At 43.1% G+C, this 20947-nt stretch carries 20 protein-coding genes; 10 read left to right on the top strand and 10 right to left on the bottom strand.

What is annotated here, in order from left to right; all coding sequences use genetic code 11:
• Positions 1 to 98 precede the first annotated feature (98 nt).
• Complete coding sequence (locus tag N7U62_RS20545; protein WP_264139989.1) at positions 99 to 1787, top strand: amidohydrolase; 1689 nt, start codon at positions 99 to 101, stop codon at positions 1785 to 1787.
• On the opposite strand, the gene N7U62_RS20540 is transcribed toward N7U62_RS20545, so the two are convergent.
• Positions 1784 to 3025, bottom strand: coding sequence for a metallophosphoesterase (locus N7U62_RS20540; protein WP_264139987.1), 1242 nt, complete (start codon positions 3023 to 3025; stop codon positions 1784 to 1786). The genes N7U62_RS20545 and N7U62_RS20540 overlap by 4 nt on opposite strands.
• Positions 3026 to 3140: 115 nt before the next feature.
• Here N7U62_RS20540 and aroB point away from each other — a divergent pair, with 115 nt between their 5' ends.
• Both aroB and N7U62_RS20530 read left to right on the top strand, forming a co-directional pair.
• Positions 3141 to 4187 (top strand): 3-dehydroquinate synthase, encoded by a 1047-nt coding sequence (aroB, locus tag N7U62_RS20535; RefSeq protein ID WP_264139986.1) that lies wholly within the window; start codon positions 3141 to 3143, stop codon positions 4185 to 4187.
• Positions 4188 to 4367: 180 nt separating this feature from the next.
• Positions 4368 to 5336, top strand: a complete 969-nt coding sequence (locus N7U62_RS20530; RefSeq protein ID WP_264139985.1) for a substrate-binding domain-containing protein — start codon at positions 4368 to 4370, stop codon at positions 5334 to 5336.
• 81 nt (positions 5337 to 5417) lie between these two features.
• Here the strand turns inward: N7U62_RS20530 and N7U62_RS20525 are convergent, their stop codons facing one another.
• From N7U62_RS20525 to kduI, 3 genes are read right to left on the bottom strand one after another with little or no spacing between them, the layout of a single operon-like run.
• Positions 5418 to 6608 carry a DUF4861 domain-containing protein gene (locus N7U62_RS20525; RefSeq protein WP_264139983.1) on the bottom strand — a complete coding sequence of 397 codons (1191 nt, stop codon included), beginning with the start codon at positions 6606 to 6608 and terminating at the stop codon, positions 5418 to 5420.
• Positions 6608 to 7396 carry a gluconate 5-dehydrogenase gene (locus tag N7U62_RS20520; RefSeq protein ID WP_264139982.1) on the bottom strand — a complete coding sequence of 263 codons (789 nt, stop codon included), beginning with the start codon at positions 7394 to 7396 and terminating at the stop codon, positions 6608 to 6610. The genes N7U62_RS20525 and N7U62_RS20520 overlap by 1 nt, the downstream gene beginning before the upstream one ends.
• 10 nt (positions 7397 to 7406) lie before the next feature.
• On the bottom strand, positions 7407 to 8249 hold the full coding sequence (gene kduI / locus N7U62_RS20515; protein ID WP_264139981.1) for a 5-dehydro-4-deoxy-D-glucuronate isomerase: 843 nt from the start codon (positions 8247 to 8249) through the stop codon (positions 7407 to 7409).
• 329 nt (positions 8250 to 8578) lie between these two features.
• Between kduI and N7U62_RS20510 the strand changes: the two genes are divergently transcribed.
• The 3 genes from N7U62_RS20510 (at position 8579) to N7U62_RS20500 (ending at position 10791) form a co-directional block, all read left to right on the top strand.
• Positions 8579 to 9007 carry an RrF2 family transcriptional regulator gene (locus N7U62_RS20510; protein ID WP_264139980.1) on the top strand — a complete coding sequence of 143 codons (429 nt, stop codon included), beginning with the start codon at positions 8579 to 8581 and terminating at the stop codon, positions 9005 to 9007.
• Between the two features lie 56 nt (positions 9008 to 9063).
• Positions 9064 to 9660, top strand: coding sequence for a hypothetical protein (locus tag N7U62_RS20505; protein WP_264139979.1), 597 nt, complete (start codon positions 9064 to 9066; stop codon positions 9658 to 9660).
• Positions 9661 to 9783: 123 nt separating this feature from the next.
• The gene (locus N7U62_RS20500) at positions 9784 to 10791 is read left to right on the top strand and encodes a LacI family DNA-binding transcriptional regulator (protein WP_264139978.1); all 1008 of its coding nucleotides are present in this window, start codon (positions 9784 to 9786) and stop codon (positions 10789 to 10791) included.
• A gap of 17 nt (positions 10792 to 10808) precedes the next feature.
• Here the strand turns inward: N7U62_RS20500 and N7U62_RS20495 are convergent, their stop codons facing one another.
• Positions 10809 to 11849: a LacI family DNA-binding transcriptional regulator gene (locus N7U62_RS20495; RefSeq protein WP_264139977.1), complete on the bottom strand. Its 1041-nt coding sequence runs from the start codon at positions 11847 to 11849 to the stop codon at positions 10809 to 10811.
• A gap of 317 nt (positions 11850 to 12166) precedes the next feature.
• Here N7U62_RS20495 and uxaC point away from each other — a divergent pair, with 317 nt between their 5' ends.
• The 4 genes from uxaC to N7U62_RS20475 are packed head-to-tail and all read left to right on the top strand — an operon-like array spanning position 12167 to position 16327.
• Positions 12167 to 13570: a glucuronate isomerase gene (gene uxaC, locus N7U62_RS20490; protein WP_264139976.1), complete on the top strand. Its 1404-nt coding sequence runs from the start codon at positions 12167 to 12169 to the stop codon at positions 13568 to 13570.
• Between the two features lie 8 nt (positions 13571 to 13578).
• Positions 13579 to 14559: a TRAP transporter substrate-binding protein gene (locus N7U62_RS20485; RefSeq protein WP_264139975.1), complete on the top strand. Its 981-nt coding sequence runs from the start codon at positions 13579 to 13581 to the stop codon at positions 14557 to 14559.
• A 10-nt stretch (positions 14560 to 14569) separates the two neighbouring features.
• Entirely contained in the window at positions 14570 to 15031 is a 462-nt protein-coding gene (locus N7U62_RS20480; protein WP_264139973.1) for a TRAP transporter small permease, read from the top strand.
• A gap of 3 nt (positions 15032 to 15034) precedes the next feature.
• Positions 15035 to 16327, top strand: coding sequence for a TRAP transporter large permease (locus N7U62_RS20475; RefSeq protein WP_264139972.1), 1293 nt, complete (start codon positions 15035 to 15037; stop codon positions 16325 to 16327).
• Between the two features lie 71 nt (positions 16328 to 16398).
• Here the strand turns inward: N7U62_RS20475 and N7U62_RS20470 are convergent, their stop codons facing one another.
• From N7U62_RS20470 to N7U62_RS20450, 5 genes are all read right to left on the bottom strand, one after another.
• Complete coding sequence (locus N7U62_RS20470; RefSeq protein WP_264139970.1) at positions 16399 to 17418, bottom strand: tetratricopeptide repeat protein; 1020 nt, start codon at positions 17416 to 17418, stop codon at positions 16399 to 16401.
• Between the two features lie 16 nt (positions 17419 to 17434).
• Positions 17435 to 18130: a hypothetical protein gene (locus tag N7U62_RS20465; protein WP_264139969.1), complete on the bottom strand. Its 696-nt coding sequence runs from the start codon at positions 18128 to 18130 to the stop codon at positions 17435 to 17437.
• Positions 18131 to 18252: 122 nt separating this feature from the next.
• The gene (locus tag N7U62_RS20460; RefSeq protein WP_318840731.1) at positions 18253 to 18516 is read right to left on the bottom strand and encodes a DUF4260 family protein; all 264 of its coding nucleotides are present in this window, start codon (positions 18514 to 18516) and stop codon (positions 18253 to 18255) included.
• 194 nt (positions 18517 to 18710) lie between these two features.
• Positions 18711 to 19292 (bottom strand): Crp/Fnr family transcriptional regulator, encoded by a 582-nt coding sequence (locus N7U62_RS20455; RefSeq protein WP_264139967.1) that lies wholly within the window; start codon positions 19290 to 19292, stop codon positions 18711 to 18713.
• A 92-nt stretch (positions 19293 to 19384) separates the two neighbouring features.
• Positions 19385 to 20947 carry an NAD(P)/FAD-dependent oxidoreductase gene (locus tag N7U62_RS20450; protein ID WP_264139966.1) on the bottom strand — a complete coding sequence of 521 codons (1563 nt, stop codon included), beginning with the start codon at positions 20945 to 20947 and terminating at the stop codon, positions 19385 to 19387.

Genomic DNA, 20947 nt, shown 5'->3' with positions numbered 1-20947 from the left:
GATCTAAGATTGATTGTCGGAGTATAAATTGTTTATTCTCTCCAAATATCGTAAACTTATAACCTACTTATCAGAAAACATTTCAAAAGCAGCATTGAATGAAAAATTTCGTTTTGCTATTAGCTATGACCCTATGGCTATTGGCCTCATGTGAAGACAAGCATCCCAAGGCAGATCTTGTCATATTCAATGCGACGATTCACACCCTCAATTTGAAGGAGCCAAAGGCAGAAGCTGTGGCTGTCAAGGATGGCAAAATTGTATATGTAGGCAACAACCTAAACGCCAACAACTGGCTGAGCGACAGCACGAAAGTGTTGGATTTAAAAAATAAAACCATCATTCCTGGATTGATCGATGGCCATGCCCACCTCATGGGTATCGGCTACAATCTGATGAACCTTGACCTGTCTAAGACCGAGAGTTTTGAACAAATCCTGGAGGCCGTCAAAGAAAAGGTGGCTGGTGCCAAGAAAGGAGAATGGATCATCGGTCGAGGTTGGCATCAGGAGAAATGGGATAGCCTACCGGTACTTACCGTACAGGGCTTTCCTATCCATGACTCACTCTCAGCGATCTCCCCCAACAACCCCGTGGTTTTATCTCACGCCAGTGGACACCTGGTTTTTGTGAATCAAAAGGCCATGAAATTAGCCAAAATCACAAAGAAGACAGAAAACCCTGAAGGAGGAGAAATCCTAAGAGATGAAGACGGCAAACTCACTGGAATTTTTAATGAAGCAGCAGTTGATTTGATTTATCGAAAAATCCCTGAACCCACAGACGAAAAAAATATTCAGGCCTTGAACATGGCCATAGAGGAATGCCTTAAGAATGGCATCACGGCCCTTCATGATGCAGGCGTCAGCCAAAGAGAAATTTCGCTCTATGAGTCCTTTTACAATCAAGGGATGCTGAATATGAGAATATATGCCATGCTGGACGGAAGCGATAGAGATTTACTGAAGCTATGGTTCAAAAAAGGCCCCATGACTGACAATGAGTTCCTACAAGTAAGAAGCATTAAAATCTATGCCGATGGGGCTTTGGGCAGTCGAGGGGCTCTGCTGATGGAAGAATATAGCGATGCGCCAGGCGAAATGGGCAAAAAGATCACCCCTCCTGACGAGATCTTAAGAATAACAGAAAAAGCCTTCGAAACGGGTTTTCAGGTCGCCACTCACTGCATCGGCGATCGCGCCAACAAGGCTCTTCTCAATATTTATAAAATAGTATTGAATTCTGACACGACTAAAGCCAACCCACGCTTCCGAATAGAACATGCACAGCATTTGACCGAGGATGACATCCCTCGCTTTGGAGAGATGGGCATTATTCCTGCGATGCAGGCCATACATATGTCATCGGATCGTCCATGGGCCATCCATCGATTGGGAGAGGAGAGAATAAAGGAAGGAGCCTATGTATGGCGCAAATTGATCGACTCTGGGGCAAGAATCTCTAATGGAACAGATGCTCCTGTAGAACCAGTGAACCCTATTGCGAACTTCTATGCCGCAGTGACTCGAAAAACCCTGGATGGTGATCCGGATGGTGGCTATGAGCCTGATCAGAAAATGACGCGTGAAGAAGCGCTACTATCACTCACCTACAACAATGCCTACGCCTCATTTCAGGAGGACATAAAAGGTAAAATCGAAGCAGGAAAATTGGCTGACTTCACTGTGCTATCGCAAGATATCATGACCGTAGATGAAGACGAAATATTAAATACCGAAGTGGAATACACCATCGTAAATGGTGAAATCAAATACCAGAAAAATTAGGCCCTTTTCAATTCCAGGATCGTTATTTCAGGTAGAATACCGATCCTTCCCGGATAACCTAAAAAACCAAAACCACGATTGACATACAAGTATTGGCTGCCTTCTTGATATAAATCGGCCCACTGTTTGTACATGTACTGAGACGGGCTCCATCTAAAGTCACCTATCTCTACCCCGAACTGGAAACCATGGGTATGTCCAGACAAGGTTAAATCTATATCAGAAAATTGTGGGCGCACCTGAGCGTCCCAATGACTCGGATCATGCGAGAGCAATATTTTAGTATCTGCCTCTACATTTTGAGCGGCTTTTTCCAGATCTCCGTATTTCGCAAACCTGCCTTTACCCCAGTTTTCAACTCCAATGAGAGCCAGCTTTTCTCCATCCACGGTAACATATCGATGCTCGTTGAGCATGATATCCCACCCCATATTTTTATGCGACTCAATCAGGTCTTGTAGGTTTTGTTGCTTGGCACCCGCAGAGCGCCAGTGTTTGTAATCCCCATAGTCGTGGTTACCCAGCACTGAAAATTGACCTAAAGGCGCTTTGACCTTGGAGAAGATATCCATGTAATCCTTCACTTCTCTGGATTCATTATTCACCAGATCGCCAGTAAAAAGAAACAGATCCGGTTTTTCCTTCAAGAGAAGATCGACTCCACCCTGCACTGCCTTCTTATTGTAAAAACTGCCGCTGTGGATATCGGACAGCTGCGCTACTTTTAAGCCATCAAAAGCTTTTGGCAAATTCGATAGGTAAATGGTTTTCCTTCTTACTCTGTAATCATAAGCGCCTGAGAGAATCCCATAACTCATCATGGCAAATGGTACCGCACCAGCCACGATTGCCGACTGGGCCAAAAACTCTGATCGAGTAATCCCTTCTGTCGCCTGATTTACTGCACCATTCTGTACTACTCCTCTATAAACATACTTACCCAATCGAATGATATCATCAAAAAACACGATGATTCCTGAAAGCAGTTTTCCGGTCAGATTCATGACCATGCCCGAAGCAACAAAACTCCGAAAATGTGCCAATTCGTAAGTATCCATCCTATTCCAAAATAGTATGCCTACCAAAGTCAAAAGAGTCAGAGACCAATAGATGACGTAAACACTATTCTTAAGCCAGGGATTCTGCTGCTGAAAGAGAAGTCTAATTGCCTGAAAAACATAATAATCCAGTGCAATGAAAGCCAGGAAGACCAGAAAGAGAAAAGCGAATCTATGCATATCGATTATCCTACGTGGATAAACACCGGAGGTTCATATATTGCCTCACTCATTTTCTGTCCTGTTATTTGACAATTGGTCAGGGATGTTAACTTTGCCGACTGAAAAGTAGACCATGGAAAATCACAGAACCGAAGTAACCACCGACATTCAAAAAAGTATTAAGCAGTTTCTTTCTGACAAAAAGTATAGTCAGATTGCTGTGATTGTGGATGAAAACACTGAAGAGCATTGCCTTCCCTTGGTTTTGGATGCACTACCCGAGCATTTTTTGATTTCCATACCTAGTGGTGAGGAAAACAAAACGCTTTCTACTTGTGAAAGTATCTGGATGGCGCTGACCGAGGCAGGTTTTGACAGAAAAGGTCTGATCATCAATTTAGGTGGCGGGGTAATCGGAGATATGGGAGGCTTTGTAGCAAGCACTTACAAACGCGGGATGCAGTTCTTGAATATCCCAACCACTCTGTTGTCTCAAGTGGATGCCAGCGTAGGTGGGAAACTCGGAATCGATTTTCACGGGTTCAAAAACCACATCGGAGTATTCAACGAACCGCAAAACGTTTTGATCTACACCGGTTTTTATGAGACTCTACCAAAGGAAGAACTTCGATCTGGGTTTGCAGAAGTGATCAAACATGGGCTGATCTATGATGCGGCCTATTGGAAAGAAGTGAAAAACATCGACCCATTTAATCATGACTGGACAGACATCGTAGCACACTCCATCGAGATCAAAAAAAAGGTAGTAACCGAAGACCCATTCGAATCGGGCCTGAGAAAAATTCTCAACTTTGGACATACGATTGGTCATGCGATCGAGTCTTATTTTCTAGAGATTCCCGGCGAAAGACTCCTGCACGGGGAAGCCATAGCGTTGGGGATGATCGCAGAAGCCTTCCTTTCACACAAACTAACGGGTCTCACCAAAGAAGAACTTGATGAAATAACCTCATATCTTGTCAAGACTTATCAGCCAAAATCAATCGACCCGAAGTTATTTGAGGAAATCCTACGATTGACCACACAAGACAAGAAAAACGAAGGGGGTGTAGTACAATTCAGCTTGTTAAAAAATATTGGAGAGTGTACCATCAACATACCTATAGGTATTCCTGACATGGTTGATAGTCTTTTCTACCTGAACCAAGCCATAGGTTAAATTTTTAATACTTAAGAAAATCACCTAATTACGTCCAGAAAAGCCATCAAAAGGCCAATTCTGCTTTTTGTTCATTGATTTTTTACTAGCTTTAAGTCATCCTGATGCCTTATTATCCTAGACTAGATCCTTCATGAATGAAAGACGAAGGAATCTTACTTACTATTAAACATACAAAGCATGAAGAAAGCAGCAATAATTTTACTATTGACCCTAACCACATTCCTGTCTTTTGGGCAGACCAAGGTAGGGTTGTTATTCGATCAATTCGCCAGTGTACGCTGGAAGAATGATGCCAGATTTCTGGAAGAGAATTTTTCAGAACAAGGGGTTGAAACCATCTTAAAAGTCGCTCACTCGAGTTTAGACAAGCAATTAGAGCAAACACAAGAATTGATTGACGAAGGTGTAAAAGCCATCGTTATCGTAGCAGTAGACGGTACCAACTCTGAGAAAATCGTTTCATTGGCCAAAGCAAATAAAGTTTTGGTAGTGGCATATGACCGTCCAGTTATGGATGAAAATGTAGACATCTATGTTTCCTACAACGGGCTGGAATGCGGTAGACAACAGGCCAAAAGCATGGTAAATGGTATCAAAGAAGGAAATATCATTATGATCAACGGGCCAGTTTCTGATATAAACGGGATTCAGTTTAGAGAAGGGCAACTAGAAGTGCTTCAGCCCTACATCGATGAAGGACGTATCAATGTCAAAGGTGATTGGGTATTGGATAGCTGGAATGAAATGAGCGCGTTGATGAAGTTTTATGAAGAGACACCTGATCTTTCTGAAATTGACGGGGTATTATCTGCAGCAGACTGGTTCAACGATGCGTTGAATGAATACGCGGAAAACGATCCACTAGTAGATAACATCTACAAAACAGGTATGGATCCAACTATTGATACAATAGACAAAATCAAAAAAGGAACGCAAAACATGTCTATCTACAAGCCTTTGGAGCCTTTGGCTGAAAAAGCTGTTGAGCTAACTATGGCTAAACTGAATGATAAAGATGCTGAGATCGCCGAGATTCAAATCATGGATTTGACTTTCCACGGATACCTTTTCGATCCTATCGTCATCGATAAAGACAATGCCAGTAACTTCGCTTCGAAGCTACAAAAGTCAGTCGTTGCTGAATAAAATTTCGAATAAGTGAGAAAAGAAAAAGCCCGGTACTCCCGGGCTTTTTTAATTCCAAATCTATAGACTTAACCAATATTTTTATTTCACTTCAATGGGGTTTCCGAATATCTGAGCCTGCTGCTCCATCACCTTGGAAAATCCTTCCTGTGTTTCGAACATCGGATCGGTCAACTCCCAGCCTGCTACAAAATAGAATTTCCCTTCATTAGTTACAGTATAAAAGGTCTCTGTCACTGCAGCTGCTGAATCAGGCGCCTGAGTAGAAAGTAAAAAGGAATCCTTGTTTACGACCAAACCCATTCCCATGTAATCCTTATTTTCTGATTGCTCATCGTAGGTATAGATGTACTTAGTGCCGTCTGTTTGTCCTTCGATCATTTCCTTACTGTGCTTATTGACTATGCCCGAAACCCACTTGATACCATCTATATCAGTGATCAGCTCTTCCTGGTAACCATACTGACCAGCCCATATGCTGATTCGTTCAGTCACATCGATAGATCCTAGTGGAGTATCCCAGCCCTTTTGTCTCACTTCGAAAATCGTCCGAACTGGACCTTCTATCAAAGTTTCGTATTCGCCCGAAGCGGTGTTTCTCAATGGTACTAGAGTATCTGCATGTAGCATCGCAATAGCTCCTGCACCCAGACTATTTCCTACCTTGAGAACGTCCATTCCCCAGTCGTCTAATTCGTGATAATTCTGTTTTTTCGTTCCTGCTCTTGACAAAACCATTTCAGCAGTAGTCTTACCGAAAATATCCTTCCCATTTCGTGAATCGAAATAGAGCCTAAAGCCCACCTTGTCATTCTCCCATGCAGGCCCTTCCATCTGATACATCATTGGATATTTCATCGCAATGTTTTCCGGGCTTCTAACTTCACTATCCTTCTCTATGAAATTATCAGAACGTTGGTAATCTATACCCAGATAAACGCTTGTTCTTTGATCAAACACCGGATATTCTTCTGTCTTATTCAACTCTAATTGTACTGGCGTATTCGCCTGAGTGGGTGCTATGAGGGCTATTTCGTCCCATTCTCCATCCCCATCCAGATCATCCAGTTGCTGTGGAAATAGCTCAGCGCCTTTCATCACAACGGGAAACTCTCCCTCCGTCAATTGAAGCTTGGCCTCAATTGCTGATCGACTAATAACGATCGGGGTCTCCTCCACATCTATTGGAAGAGAATTATCCACTATCAGTACAGGCGTTTGCTGACAAGCTGCCAGCAAAGCCATTCCTGCAATTATTTTCAGATTTCTCATCAGTCCTCGTTGCTTGGTTTCCCGATAGTAGCCAAGATACCTCCATCTACATAGAGTACCTGACCATTCACAAAGTCACTCGCCTTAGAAGACAAGAATATGGCTGCACCTTCTAGCTCAGAAGGATCGCCCCACTTACCCGCAGGGGTACGGTTCACAATAAAATCGTTGAACGGATGTCCATCTACTCTAATAGGAGCCGTCTGACTGGTAGCAAAGTAACCTGGCCCTATTCCGTTGGTTTGAATATTGTGCTTGGCCCACTCGGTAGCCATGTTTTGTGTCAGCATCTTCAGACCTCCTTTGGCAGCTGCATAGGCACCTACGGTGTTTCTTCCTAGCTCGGACATCATCGAACAGATGTTGATGATTTTTCCAGCCTTGCGAGCGATCATTCCTTTCACTACATGTTTAGAAACGATAAAAGGACTCACCAAATCGACCTTTATTACCTGCTCGAATTCGGCAACTTCCATTTCTTCCAAAGGCACACGCTTGATGATCCCCGCATTGTTGACGAGGATATCAATGTTACCAACTTCTGATTCTATTTTGGCAATGCTGTCTTTGACTTGTGACTCGTCCGTTACGTCAAATTTGTATCCCACAGCTTTCACACCTGCTGCTTCGTATTCTTTTAGTGCATTGTCAATTTTTTCTTGCGAAGAGTTCCCATTGATCACAACAGTTGCTCCAGCTTTGCCTAAGCCCATGGCCATTGCCATACCCAGACCATGAGTAGCGCCCGTTACCAGCGCTACTTTTCCTTTTAGATCAAATAAATCCATATATCTTCTATTATCTTAATTCTGAAATAGGTGAAATATCCATATCGGTATAATCCAGGTTTTCGCCAGCCATACCCCAAATGAAGGTGTAATTAGAGGTACCTGAACCTGAGTGAATCGACCATGCAGGAGAAATCACCGCCTGCTCGTTTTGCATCCAGATGTGTCTTGTTTCTTTGATTGGCCCCATGAAGTGACTTACTGCCTGTCCTTCTGGCACCTCGATATAGAAATATACTTCCATTCTTCTGTCGTGTACGTGCGCGGGCATGGTATTCCATACACTACCGGTTTTTAGCTCGGTCATACCCATTTGTAGCTGACAAGTTTTCACTACTTCCTTCACTAGCATCTGGTTTACCGTTCTGGCATTCGCAGTCTCCAGAGATCCCAATTCCAGTTTCTTCGCTTCTGCTTTGGTCACCTTAGTAGTAGGATAAGCCTGATGTGCAGGAGCTGAATTCATGTAGAACTTCGCTGGCTTGCTACCATCCTTGCTCTCGAAAGTCACGTCCTTAGAGTCTTTGCCTACATAAAGCGCATCCTTGTAAGTCAACTCATACTTAGTACCATCTACAGTCACTACTCCGTCACCACCTACATTGATCACACCTAGTTCTCTCCTATCCAGGAAATTTTCCATTCTCAGTGGGTCGATGGTTTCCAATTTCAATGCCTTAGTAGCTGGTACGGCAGATCCTGTAATGAAACGATCAAAGTGTGAATAAACAAACACCACTTCGTCCGGCTTCATCAAATTATCAATCAAGAACTCTTCTCTGAGCTCTGTTGTATCCATTTTTTTTACAGCATTTGGGTGAGAAGCATATCTCACTTCATAAGAAGTACTCATATTCTATTTCTTTAAGTTTCAAATCCTTTGACTCAAAGGTAACTAATCAAAAATACAATCGATTGTATTTTTGATCTAAATATTATAACTAGAACAGGAGCCTTGAAAATCGGTTCATCGGATTTTTTGCTTTTAACAAGAGAATCAAAAATTACCTGAAAAACTTATCTAATTAGCCTTGATAGCGCAAGTAATTAAAATAATCGACTCTACTTTTCGGAGAACCATTTTCATTAGAAATAGGCCTTAACTTCTCATTATTTTGGTCCAAATCAAATATTAGATAAAACCTTATTATATTTACATTTGTAATATGTATTATATTTAGTATGGGTTATTCATTGTCATTTTCGAAAGCGGTTCTAGTAGTTATTTTTATCTCTGATAAAATCAGACAAGGTCAATATGAGTTTCTATCAACCAAATCCCTATCAGAGATACTTCATATACCAAAACCGACATTGGTAAAAATCCTGCAGAACCTTTCAATCGCTGGTATAATTGAGACTAAGGAAGGAAAACAAGGGGGGATTAGGTTGTTGAAACAGCCATCTCAGATTACTATTCTAGATATTCTTAATGCTATGGAAACCGGAAAACCCTTGTTTCAGACATCCTTCAACATTATGGCAGAGGGAAAAAGACCAGATAACGCACAAAGATCAATTGCCAATTTACTAGGTAACGCGGAACAACAAATGAAAAACATATTGAATCAAAAAACAATCGAGGAAGTACTCATTGAAATGGACGACTGATATTTTTTTTCACTTAACTATATATTCTTAATATTTCGTTTAATCATTTAATTACTATGAAAATCTTAAAATCAATTATTTTATCTGCTACTTTGGCCCTATTACTTCAACACCAAACATTGGCACAACCTTCTGATTCGAGCACCAAAGTCAAATTAAGTATTGAAATCGATCCTGCTACCTTTGTATTCAATGGATATGGGATTCATTTACGGTTTCAACCCAAAAATTCCGAACATCTTCTCCTTGGATTAGGTACTTACGGGATGAATATGCCTGACGCTCTGGTAAATTTCAATGAAAAGAACAGAAATCAAGGTTGGTATGTCAGAATCAATCAAGGCTACAGCTTGTTTGCGGAACACCACTTCGCCGAGGTAAATAAAAAGTGGTTTGTTGGTACACAGTTTGGCATTCAGGAGTATAAAATCAAAAATGCAGATGTCCTGGGTAAGCAGGACTTCAGCAATATGCTAGCCATGGTATATTTAGGTTATACGCTCAAACCCTTCAGAAATAATTTGTACATCAAGCCATGGGCAGGAGTAGGTTACACAACCAAAGTATCCGGAAACAATTCTTTAGAAACCAAAGTGTACGATATAGAACCTATTACTATGTTTGCCACGCTTCATCTTGGGTACACATTCTAAATCATACGATGCAAAGTCAAACATTGTAGTCAATTCTAAAGGCGATTGACTACAATGTTCTATTTTAAGACCAGACTCCAAGTTATGAAATCTAAATGCTAATATTGCCAGCAGGAAAGATCGATGAAGAAAAAGGCCACCATACACGACATAGCCAAAGAGCTGAATATCAACGCCAGCACCGTATCGCGCGCACTGGCCGACAGCCCTCGAGTCAAAGCCAAAACCAAAGACCTAATCCGAGCCAAGGCGCTGGAAATGGGCTACTCTCGCAATCATTTGGCATCTAACCTTAGGAGGAGAAAGACCTCCACGATCGGGGTGATCGTACCCAATATTTCTCGATTCTTTTTCTCTACCGCCATTGCTGGAATGGAAGCCATTGCCTCGCAGCAGGGCTACAATTTGATCATCTGCCAGTCACATGACAGTACAGAGCGGGAAGCCCAACTGATCGAAACGCTGCTGGCTCATCAGGTGGATGGCCTGATGATCTCTATTGCTATGGATGGGGATGATCGCTCACACCTCCAGCGAATAGAAGACTATGAAAAGCCAGTGGTATTTTTCGACCGGGCCTGCCACACCATCAAAGGGCATAATGTATTGATCGATGATTATGCCCGGGCCTTTGAAGCCACCGAACAATTGATCCAAAAAGGATGCAAACGCATCGTGCACTTTGCTGGACAAGGAGATGTAAGCATCTATAGCGAAAGGATCAAGGGCTATCTAGCCGCTATGGCAAAACATGGGCTGGAGGTAAAAGAGGAATGGATCATGAAATCCAGATTGAAAAAACTGGATGGTGAAGAAATGGCCTGGAAGCTCATGTCTATGAACCCGCGTCCAGACGGAATCTTTTCTGCCAACGACATAGCGGCTATATCAGCAATAGACGCTCTCCGGGAAGCTACCCTATCCATTCCTGAAGATATCAAAGTATTTGGTTTCAGTGGGGAGCCTATTTCTATGTTTACCTCGCCCAACCTGAGCACCGTGGATCAAAATCCAGAACTGATGGGAAACAAAGCAGCCGAAATCCTACTCAAACAAATCAATGGAGAAGAGATTCCTGATTCTCCCACAGTCATCGAATCAAAACTCGTCCTGCGTCAGTCTTCCAACTAGCAGAGTGTCAACCCTTTTTAGTGCTCACAATACATCAGGTTCTCCTTGGTGATAATGTCCAGTGGAAGAAACTGTTCCTTCTTCACTTCCGCTTTCAATAGCAAATGCTGATGCAAAGCCTGAATCGCCTTATAGCCTTGTTGTCTAGGTTGCTGATGTATCAGGTAATTGATAATTCCATCTCTAAGAAAATGCTTATTCATATCGATCAGGTCATAACCGATCATTCTCAATTGCAATTGTTTTTTGATTGGCGCCAAATCACTCGCCAATAGATAGGATCCCGAGTTTGGAACAAAAAGCCGAATTTTCTTACCGGAGGACTTCATCTCCTCCAAAATATCTGCCACTCCTCTCAGATCTCTCTCCAGGTTGATGTTAATTATTTCAGGAGCATTTTCCTTATTCTTATAGTAACTCTCCAATCCTTTGATGCGATTCACCACAGACTTGTTGTAAAGATGAACTGCCTGAAAAGTAATGACATAAACAGCATAATCATCGCTATAGCCTTCATCCAAGAGGTTGCCTGACATCAATCCACTCTGAAAAGCATCCTGCCCAATAAATGAAATGCAGTTAGACAATTCTATCTCTGAATCTACTTGTACTACAGGGATTTTACTTTCATTCAGTTTCTGGATCACCGGGCTATTTTCATTCAGAAATATGGGAGCGATCACTATTCCATCTGGCTCATCTTGCAGGACCTGCTCCAATACGCCTTCTATTCCATCTTGCCCCTCAGACTCCAGATCATACTCATAGAGTTTGGTAGTGAGGTAGTCAAACTCCTCTAGTGCCTTGGCCACACCATCACTGTGCTTGGCCCAATAGGCATTGCGCTGGGGTAGAATTACCGCAATAGAAAAAACACGGTTAAGCTTCAAACTCCTGGCATAAACGTTAGAAGAGTAGTTGCCTTCGCGTGCGATCTTCATCACCCTTTCCTTGGTTTCTTCAGCTACCCTGCCTCTATTGTGCAACACCCGATCGACGGTACCAATGGACACCTCGGCTTTCTTTGCGATTTCCTTGATCGTAATCTTTGACTTCATACTCATCTCCTATCCAGTATGCAATTCTAATCATTCATCTGGCATTTTATTCAAATCCCATAGAAAGAAGCCTGGATGACATCTCTGTCGATAAGAATTGCTTCAAATCATTTTGAATTCACTGGCAATATAGTACATTTGTCCAGATTACGTTAACGTACACGCAACTAAAAAGTAGGTTGCGTGTTTTTTTAGCCAACCTTGCGGTAACGTACACTCAAATCCGGTTTTCATTCCCGATATTAAGAAATAAGTAAGAAAGCCAGGAATTGAAGCATAGACAGAAGATTGATTAAGGAAACAGAAAAGAAGCAGTGATGAAAAAGTTTTTAGATGAAGATTTCTTGCTAACCAACAAAGTAGCTGAGGAACTCTATCACGAGCATGCCAAAGACATGCCGATCATAGATTACCATAACCACTTATCACCAAAAGACATAGCCGAAGACAGACACTACAAAAGCATAACCGAAGCTTGGCTGGAAGGAGATCACTACAAGTGGAGAGCCATGCGTGCCAATGGGATTGACGAAAACTTCATCACAGGTTCTGCCAGTGACAAAGAGAAATTTCAGAAATGGGCCGAAACGGTACCTTACACTTTGAGAAATCCACTTTATCACTGGACTCATCTCGAATTGCAACGTTACTTCGGAGTAAATGACCTGCTAAATGGCCAATCAGCTGAAGCCATATATGAAAAAACCAGTGCCCAACTGCAAGAAAAAGACAAAGGCTGTCAGGGATTATTGATAGGAATAGGAGTAAAAGTGGTGTGTACCACGGACGATCCTATCGATAGTCTGGGGTACCACAAGGCCATTGCGGAATCAGGCATCGATTTGAAAGTATTGCCTACTTTCCGTCCAGACAAAGCCCTAAACGTAGTAGATCCAAAAAGCTATAACAAGTACCTAGGCCAACTGGCTGAAGTAACCGGAGTGGAAATCAAATCACTGGACGATCTATTGGTTGCCTTGCAGCAGCGTGTAGACTTTTTTGATGAGATGGGCTGCCGATTGTCTGATTTAGGATTCAATACCATTCCGCTTTACAGCCACAAAGAGACAGACTATGATGGCTACTTTGCAACAGTAAGAGCTGGACAGGCACTCACGAAGGACAAAGCGGAAAGCTTGCAAGCTTACATCCTATTGGAGCTATGCAAGATGTACCATGGCAAAGGGTGGGCGCAGCAGTTTCACCTCGGAGCTTTAAGAAACAACAATGCCAGAGCCTTAAGAGAATTGGGTCCAGATACCGGTTATGATTCGATGGGAGACTTTAGCCATGCAGTGGCGCTTTCTACTTTCATGAACAAGCTGGATGACTCCAATCAACTGGCCAAAACTATTCTTTACAATTTGAATCCTAGCGACAATGAATTGTTCGCCACGATGACAGGTAATTTTCAGGATGGAAAGACCATTGGAAAAATACAGTTTGGTACAGGTTGGTGGTTTTTGGATCAGAAGACCGGGATGATCAACCAAATGAATGCCCTATCGAACATGGGACTATTGAGTAGATTTGTAGGGATGTTGACTGACTCCAGAAGTTTCCTTTCATTCCCAAGACATGAGTACTTCCGCAGAATCCTTTGTGACCTGATTGGTACGGATGTGGTCAATGGTGAATTACCATACGACATGGACTTGTTGAGCGATATGGTTAAAAACATATGCTACAACAACGCCAACAACTATTTTGAATTTCAATAATGCGTGAAATGAAAAGACTAAATATACTATTGGCACTGTGTATGACAGTGTTGATATTTTCTTGTAAACAGGAACAGAAAGAGAAGACCCTGAAACTGGCACATGCGCTCAACGAGCAACACCCTGTGCACAAAGGCATGATGGAAATGGCAAGAATCCTGGAGGAAGTATCCGAAGGACAGCTCACCATGGAGATCTATGCCAATGGTCAATTGGGACAAGAGAGAGATTTGTTGGAACTCCTTCAGATCGGCAGTTTGGACATGACCAAAGTATCTGTAGGTGCTTTGGAAAATTTCGTACCTGAGATGAAGGTGCTTACGCTTCCCTACATTTTTCGTGATTCAGCGCATACCTGGAGTGTACTACAGGGACCAATTGGTAAAAAACTACTCGCTAAAGGTGAAAGCTATTGGCTGAGAGGTTTGTGTTTTTATGATGCAGGTAGTCGCAGCTTTTACTCTAAGGCAAAACCTATTTTGTCTCCAGAGGATTTGAGTGGAATGAAAATACGTGTAATGAACAGCCAGTCAGCTTTTGACATGGTAAACGCGCTAGGTGGCTCGCCTACTCCTGTTTCTTTTGGAGAGTTATACACCGCATTGCAACAAGGTGTAGTAGACGGGGCAGAAAATAATGCGCCTAGTTTTTACACCTCAAGACACTATGAAGTCTGCAAGTTCTACTCGATCGACGAGCACTCGACTATTCCTGATGTACTGATCGCCAGCACCTATCTATGGAAAAAACTCAACGAACAAGAAAGAGAATGGCTACAAGAAGCAGCTGATCGTTCGGTGTTTTACCAGAAAGAAGTTTGGGCAGAATCTGTTCAAGAATCTCTGAAAAAAGTGACCGCAGCTGGAGTAGAAATTTTCTATCCAGAAAAAAGTCCTTTCCAGGCCAAAGTGAATGGGCTTTATTCGGCGTTTGACTCCAAACCAGAATTGAAAGAATTGATTGATGACATTCAAAATGTAGGTAAATAACAATAGCAAGATGACACTGAGACAAAGACTAGATTCCTACTTAGAAACCGTACTGAGCGTATTGCTCGGCATCATGGTACTGAACGTACTCTGGCAGGTAGCTTCACGCTATTTGCTCAACGACCCGAGTGCTTTTACAGACGAACTTGCTCGATACCTATTGATATGGGTTGGGCTGTTAGGTGCGGCCTATGCTACAGGCAAACACATGCACGTATCCATCGATCTACTGATCAGCAAAATGGACCCCAAGCATTTGGAGCTGCATGGCAAAGTGATTCGTATAATTATTCTATTTTTCGCCATCACGGTATTGATCATTGGAGGTACCCGACTCGTGTATATCACATTCATTTTGGGACAGACCTCATCAGCGATGCAGTTATCGCTCGGCTATGTGTACATGGCATTGCCACTCAGCGGCCTGTTGGTTTGCTACTATACCATTTGTGACATTTTTAAAATTGACTAAGCCATGGCGCATTTAGAAATATATATACTCGTTATCAGTTTTGTACTTTTCTTGCTATTGGGTGTACCGGTAGCTTATAGTGTAGGACTTTCATCCTTATTGACCATTTTGGTCAACATCGAAACTCTTCCAGCTTTTACCACTATAGCACAGCGAATGGGTACAGGCCTGGACAGTTTCTCATTGCTTGCCATCCCCTTTTTCATCCTGGCAGGGCAAATCATGAACCAGGGCGGGATCGCCCAAAGGCTCATAGCCTTTGCCAAGGCACTCGTCGGGTCATTTCCTGGAGGTCTGGCTTATGTGAATATCATTGGCGCCATGCTTTTCGGTGCGATCTCTGGATCGGCTATGGCAGCTGTATCGGCCATCGGAGGTACTTTAGGTCCTCGAATGGAAAAGGAAGGCTATGAAAAATCATATAGTGCTGCTGTAAATATCGTTTCGTCTACTACCGGATTGGTCATTCCTCCTTCCAATATCCTGATTGTTTACTCCTTGGCCAGTGGCGGAGTATCCATTGCAGCGCTGTTTTTGGCAGGGTATGTACCAGGCATCCTGATGGGACTGGTATTAATGCTAGTGGCTGCAGTCTATGCGAAAATAAAAAACTACCCACGAGGAGATCAATCTTCATTCGGTACTATCCTTAGAACTTTTGTTGATGCTTTACCGAGTTTGATGATGTTGGTAGTCGTGATCGGTGGTATTGTAGCAGGGATTTTTACTGCTACCGAAGCATCAGGTATTGCAGTGCTTTACACCTTTGTACTTTCCTTGATCTACAAAGAGCTATCCATTGAAAAAATTAGACAAATCGCAGTGAGCTCAGTCAGTACCACAGCGGTGGTGACATTGCTCATCGCTTGCTCGATGAGTATGTCATGGATCATGGCTTACCAAAACATTCCACAAGCAGTAACTGACGGTATCCTCAGTGTCTCTGACAACCCTATTGTCATTTTGATTCTGATCAATATCATTCTGCTTTGTGTTGGGATTTTTATGGACATGACCCCTGCAGTATTGATCTTCACCCCGATATTTTTACCTGTCGTAGAAACCATCGGAATCGACCCTGTACACTTCGGTATCATCATGGTAATGAACCTGTGTATTGGACTGTGCACGCCTCCAGTAGGATCTGTGCTCTTTGTGGGTATAGGTGTAGCAGGCATACCGCTAGAGAAAGTCATCAAACCATTGATCCCGCTTTTCATCGCGATGATCGTAGTTCTAATGTTGATCACTTTCTTCCCAAGCCTGACTATGTTCTTGCCAAACTGGTTAGGGTAAAAGAATTTAACTAATTTGATTGATTACATAAGCCCTGGCAGAAATGTCGGGGCTTTTTTATAGGTTTTGTTCTACCGCTTACTCAACCAGGCATTGAATAAGTCGAGTCTTTTTGTGTTGGCCTTGAGCCAGGCCTGCGCCTCAGGGTTGTCGGATTGGGAGATGTAGTAGCAGTAGGTCTCCAGATGCCAGGTCTGTGCCATATCGTAATAAAAAGGGACATAGAACTCCCACCAGAGCCCTCTATACTTCTTTTTCTTTATCTCACCGAGGATCTTGAAAAAGGATTCCGAATTGGATACAAAGAGCTCTTCGGTAGACTTGTCCTTATTCTCCTCCAGGTTATTGCTTGCTGCCAGCATCGAAATCATCAATTCAGCTGACCCAAACTCGTTTTTCTTGTCCAATGATCCTGAGGATAGGTTAATGGTCACATCAGAACCTCCACCCTTTTCGACATTACCATAAAACTGATCTGTAAGTAGGTCAAAAGCACCTTTGGATCGGCTGGAATGTGGTTCGAGAAACAGAAAATAATGCAAGGACAATATACTCTGCACTTTCTTCTCCTGATCACGCAGCAAATAGCCAAGCAGCAAATGACTACTGGCATGCTTAGGGTTGATGCGAATCGCCTGGAGCGCTGCGGCCTCTGATGCCTCCGACCTATTCATGTTGTAGTAGGTAAGGGCCATGTTGTAATAAAGCAGATAGTTATCACCTAAACGTGCCAAAGCCTCCTGGTAAGTCTTAATTGCCTCCTCACTTTGGCCCATGGCATCCAGACAATTACCCTTGGTGGTGTAAGCAGGTATCAGGTATTTCTCATTCAGCTGTATCACCTTGTCGGCATGAGCTAAGGCCTTGTCGTATTGTTTGGCAAAGTGGTAGGTCATGGCGATTTCATAATTAACCAGATCCGAATTCTCATTGATCGCCAAGGCTTGCTGATAGGCCTCTATCGCCAGATCATATTGACCTCTGTCATGATAATCGATACCTTCCTTCACATATTCTTCCATGGTCTTCTGAGCCCAAGCACTCGTACCATTCAATATCAAACAAAACAATACTACCCTCTTCCAGTACATACTTTTCATTTTTAAGTCAATCCTTTTCCCTAATCTCATCCTCTACTCTTTCCTTCACTTTTTCCATCTCAGACAAGATGAGCTTATATCTGGACAGTTTCATTTTTCGATTGTTCTCCAATCGCCACAAATAACTTAGTATCTCCTTTTTCTCACTTTCAGTCAATGCTTCAGGGTTGGTTATCAGAATTAATTCTCCCGCTTCATTAAATTCCATGTAAGGATGCAAAAGTTCATTGACTGCAGCAAAGTAATTTTCGAATGACTGCATTTCGAATACTTTGTCCAAAATCTCAATTATGCCATAGTAGTAGTCATAAAGTGATATGATCTCGAAACGCAAAGAATCATTACTAATGGTTTTTAGCCCTGCTTCTTTAAGGGATTCATACCCGGACCGATTGATCACTGGGGTATAATCTCGAAACAAAGTCGTGTAATACAATCCGATAGAATCCTGATTAACTGTATCACCTATGATCAAGTCTCTAAAGACATCTATGGCACGTAGGCTTAACTTATGCCCTCCCACGTTTGAATTAAAATCCTTGAGATCAAATCCAATCCCGTTTTTAATCTCAGTGAGGATTTTCAACTCAGAATGCTCACTGTTTCTATTGTCATTCCAATTAGACAAGGCAAAGGCTGATATCACCGCCACAAAGACAGATAGAAATTCTATGGCATATTTCTTCCAGTTGGTGCTTTTCATATTTCGGGAAACTTTTAGTGAACTATTGAAAGCCAATTCAATAAGCCTTAAAAATATCCGATTGGTTCTGGCTTTGCAAATGACCCTGAGTCACTACTCCAGCACAAACCTAAAACCAACTATCAGCCAATCCTGCCCAAATGCGTATTCTTGAAATGGTCGAGGTACTTGAGACCATATCCAAACACCCGATCCAGCGCAGAATGACCAAACAACAAAATCCCAATCAAAGCTGATAAAGAATTACCGAACCAAAACCCAAAAGCCATCAGGGCAATGGCCAGCAATTTGTGATGGATCAGATTATACATCCAGGCTCCCACCTTAGAGTTGATCAGGTAACCCAGCATGGACAAGTAGAAAAGCAGGGTAAACCCACCAGGCATAATGAAGTTGATTGAATAGTAGAATCGATAGTAGTAGTTGGGCGAGTTCTTCTAGTTGGAGCAATTGTTTCATTTCCTTTGTCATGATTTTAATGATTGATAGGAAACAAAGTTCCGAAGCAATCCCCTCAGTCCTCTTGATAAAAATCAAGAAAGCCAGCCATCTAACAATTTTCTCCTCTTATGGCTCATATTTAGTCTTGCCCCTCGGCCTGTTTTTTTCTGATGCGACTAAAAGTCTCAGCTGACATACCGAGTACTGATGCGATGTATTGGAGCGGCACTTGATTGAACAAGGCCTTGTTCTGTTCATAGTACAGTTCGTATCTCTTTTCGGCTGACATGGATAGGTGGGTGAACACCCGGTTTTCCAACATCATAAAGCACTTGGCCAGGAAGCGCTTTTCTATCTCATGCCATTTAGGAAATTCCTCACATAGCTTCTGATAATCCGTCTTGGTAATAGTGAGCAAAGAAGTATCCGTTAAGGCCTGAATACTCCATCGGTTGGGCTGATCAAAAAAGAAGCCTGCAATCTCCGTCATCAAATAGTTTTCCGTTGAGATCCATTGTGTTACCTCTTTACCCTCTGACAATGTAAATACCCTGAGAATCCCTGACTTAACCAAACTCAAGCGATGACAATACTGCTGAGATTTGGTGAAGAAGTCGTTTCTTTTCAGTTCCTCATCCTTAAAGTAAGAACGGATTATTGCTAGCTCCTCCCTGGACATCTGTCCGAAATACTCCTGAATGATTCCCTCAAAATTTCGCATGACTTTGACTCATTAACTGCCCCTAGAAAATTGCTTTTTCTTACTCCTTTAGACAATTTACTCATTCTCACCAACCTCTCCACGGATCTCCTCTATATCTTGAGATAGGCCTCTATTAACTTCTCTGCACATTTTTCGCCATCAATGGCTGCAGACATGATACCGCCCGCATAACCAGCGCCCTCTCCACATGGGTAGAGACGTTTGATCTCGACATGCTCCAGCGTATCCCGATCGCGGGGCACATGAACGGGCGAAGAGGTACGGCTTTCCACTCCCAGCACCTGAGCCTCATTGGTGAGATAGCCCTTGGACTTGCGACCGAAGTTTTTGAAGCCAAACTTGAGACGTTCATAGATGGACTCTGGTAAGAAATCACGCATATTCACAGAGGCCAGTCCGGGCTGATAAGAACAGTCAGGCAAGGAGTTGGATACCTTGCCATGCACAAAATCAACCAATCGTTGAGCTGGGGCCGTTTGGGTACCACCAGCTATGGCACAGGCATTTTTTTCCACTTCTGATTGAAATGCCAGGGCTCTGAACTCCCCCTCCTCAGCATATGCCTCCAGATCCTCATTCTCGATGGCTACTACGATTCCTGAGTTGGCAAATTTCGAATCGCGTCTCGAGGGGCTCATGCCATTCACCACCACTTCGCCATCGGCAGTCGCAGCAGGCACGATGAAGCCTCCCGGACACATGCAGAAAGAGAAAACGCCCCTCTTCACCTCCTCGAAATGCGTCTGAGTAGCCAGTGCATAAGCAGCTGCAGGGAGATATTCTCCTCGATTGTCACAGTGGTATTGGATTTGATCGATGATTTGCTGAGGATGTTCCACTCTGAGACCAAGCGCAAAAGGTTTCGATTCGATTTTGACTCCTGATTTGTCTAGAAGATAAAAGATGTCTCGAGCCGAATGCCCAGTAGCCAGGATCACGCCTATGCCTTCCCAGGTAGCTCCATCCTGCGTCTTCACGCCTCTCAGTTCCCCCTCCTTGATGACAAAGTCTTCCACTCGGGTATCGAAATGCATTTCCCCACCTCGACTCAATATCGTTTCGCGAATGTCAGCGATTACTTTGGGCAGCTTGTTGGTACCGATGTGTGGATGTGTCTCGACCAGTATATTTTCATTAGAACCATGGGCGACCAATATCTCCAAAATACGAGTCACATCTCCGCGCTTCTTGGATCGGGTATACAGCTTCCCATCTGAATATGTGCCAGCTCCCCCTTCACCAAAGCAGTAGTTGGAATCGGGGTTGACCTTATGTTCCTTGTTGATGGCAGCCAGGTCTCTCCTTCTCGCCTGCACATCTTTGCCACGCTCTAGTATGACTGGTTTCGCACCCAATTCGATACAGCGAAGTGCGGCGAAAAGTCCTGCAGGCCCAGCGCCAACGATGATAACTGCTGGCTTGTTCTCCACATGATTGTCCGGCTTCTGGTAGGCAAAGGGTCTGGGGTCCTCTCCATTTTCAGAAAGGGCGATTTCGACATTGACCTGCACGCACTTACTTCTCGCATCAATGGATCTTTTGAAGAGTTTCCACTGTGCGCCTTCTCCCACTTTCCCTTTTACAAATTCTTCGAATCGCTGCTCATCGAGCGCAATTTCCGGCTTCAGCCTGTATCGCAATATTTTTGTCAT

This window comes from Reichenbachiella ulvae, from assembly GCF_025833875.1.
Lineage (GTDB): Bacteria > Bacteroidota > Bacteroidia > Cytophagales > Cyclobacteriaceae > Reichenbachiella > Reichenbachiella ulvae.
The sequence above is the reverse complement of the archived record's forward strand: the minus strand, read 5'-3'. Positions and strand labels throughout refer to the sequence as shown.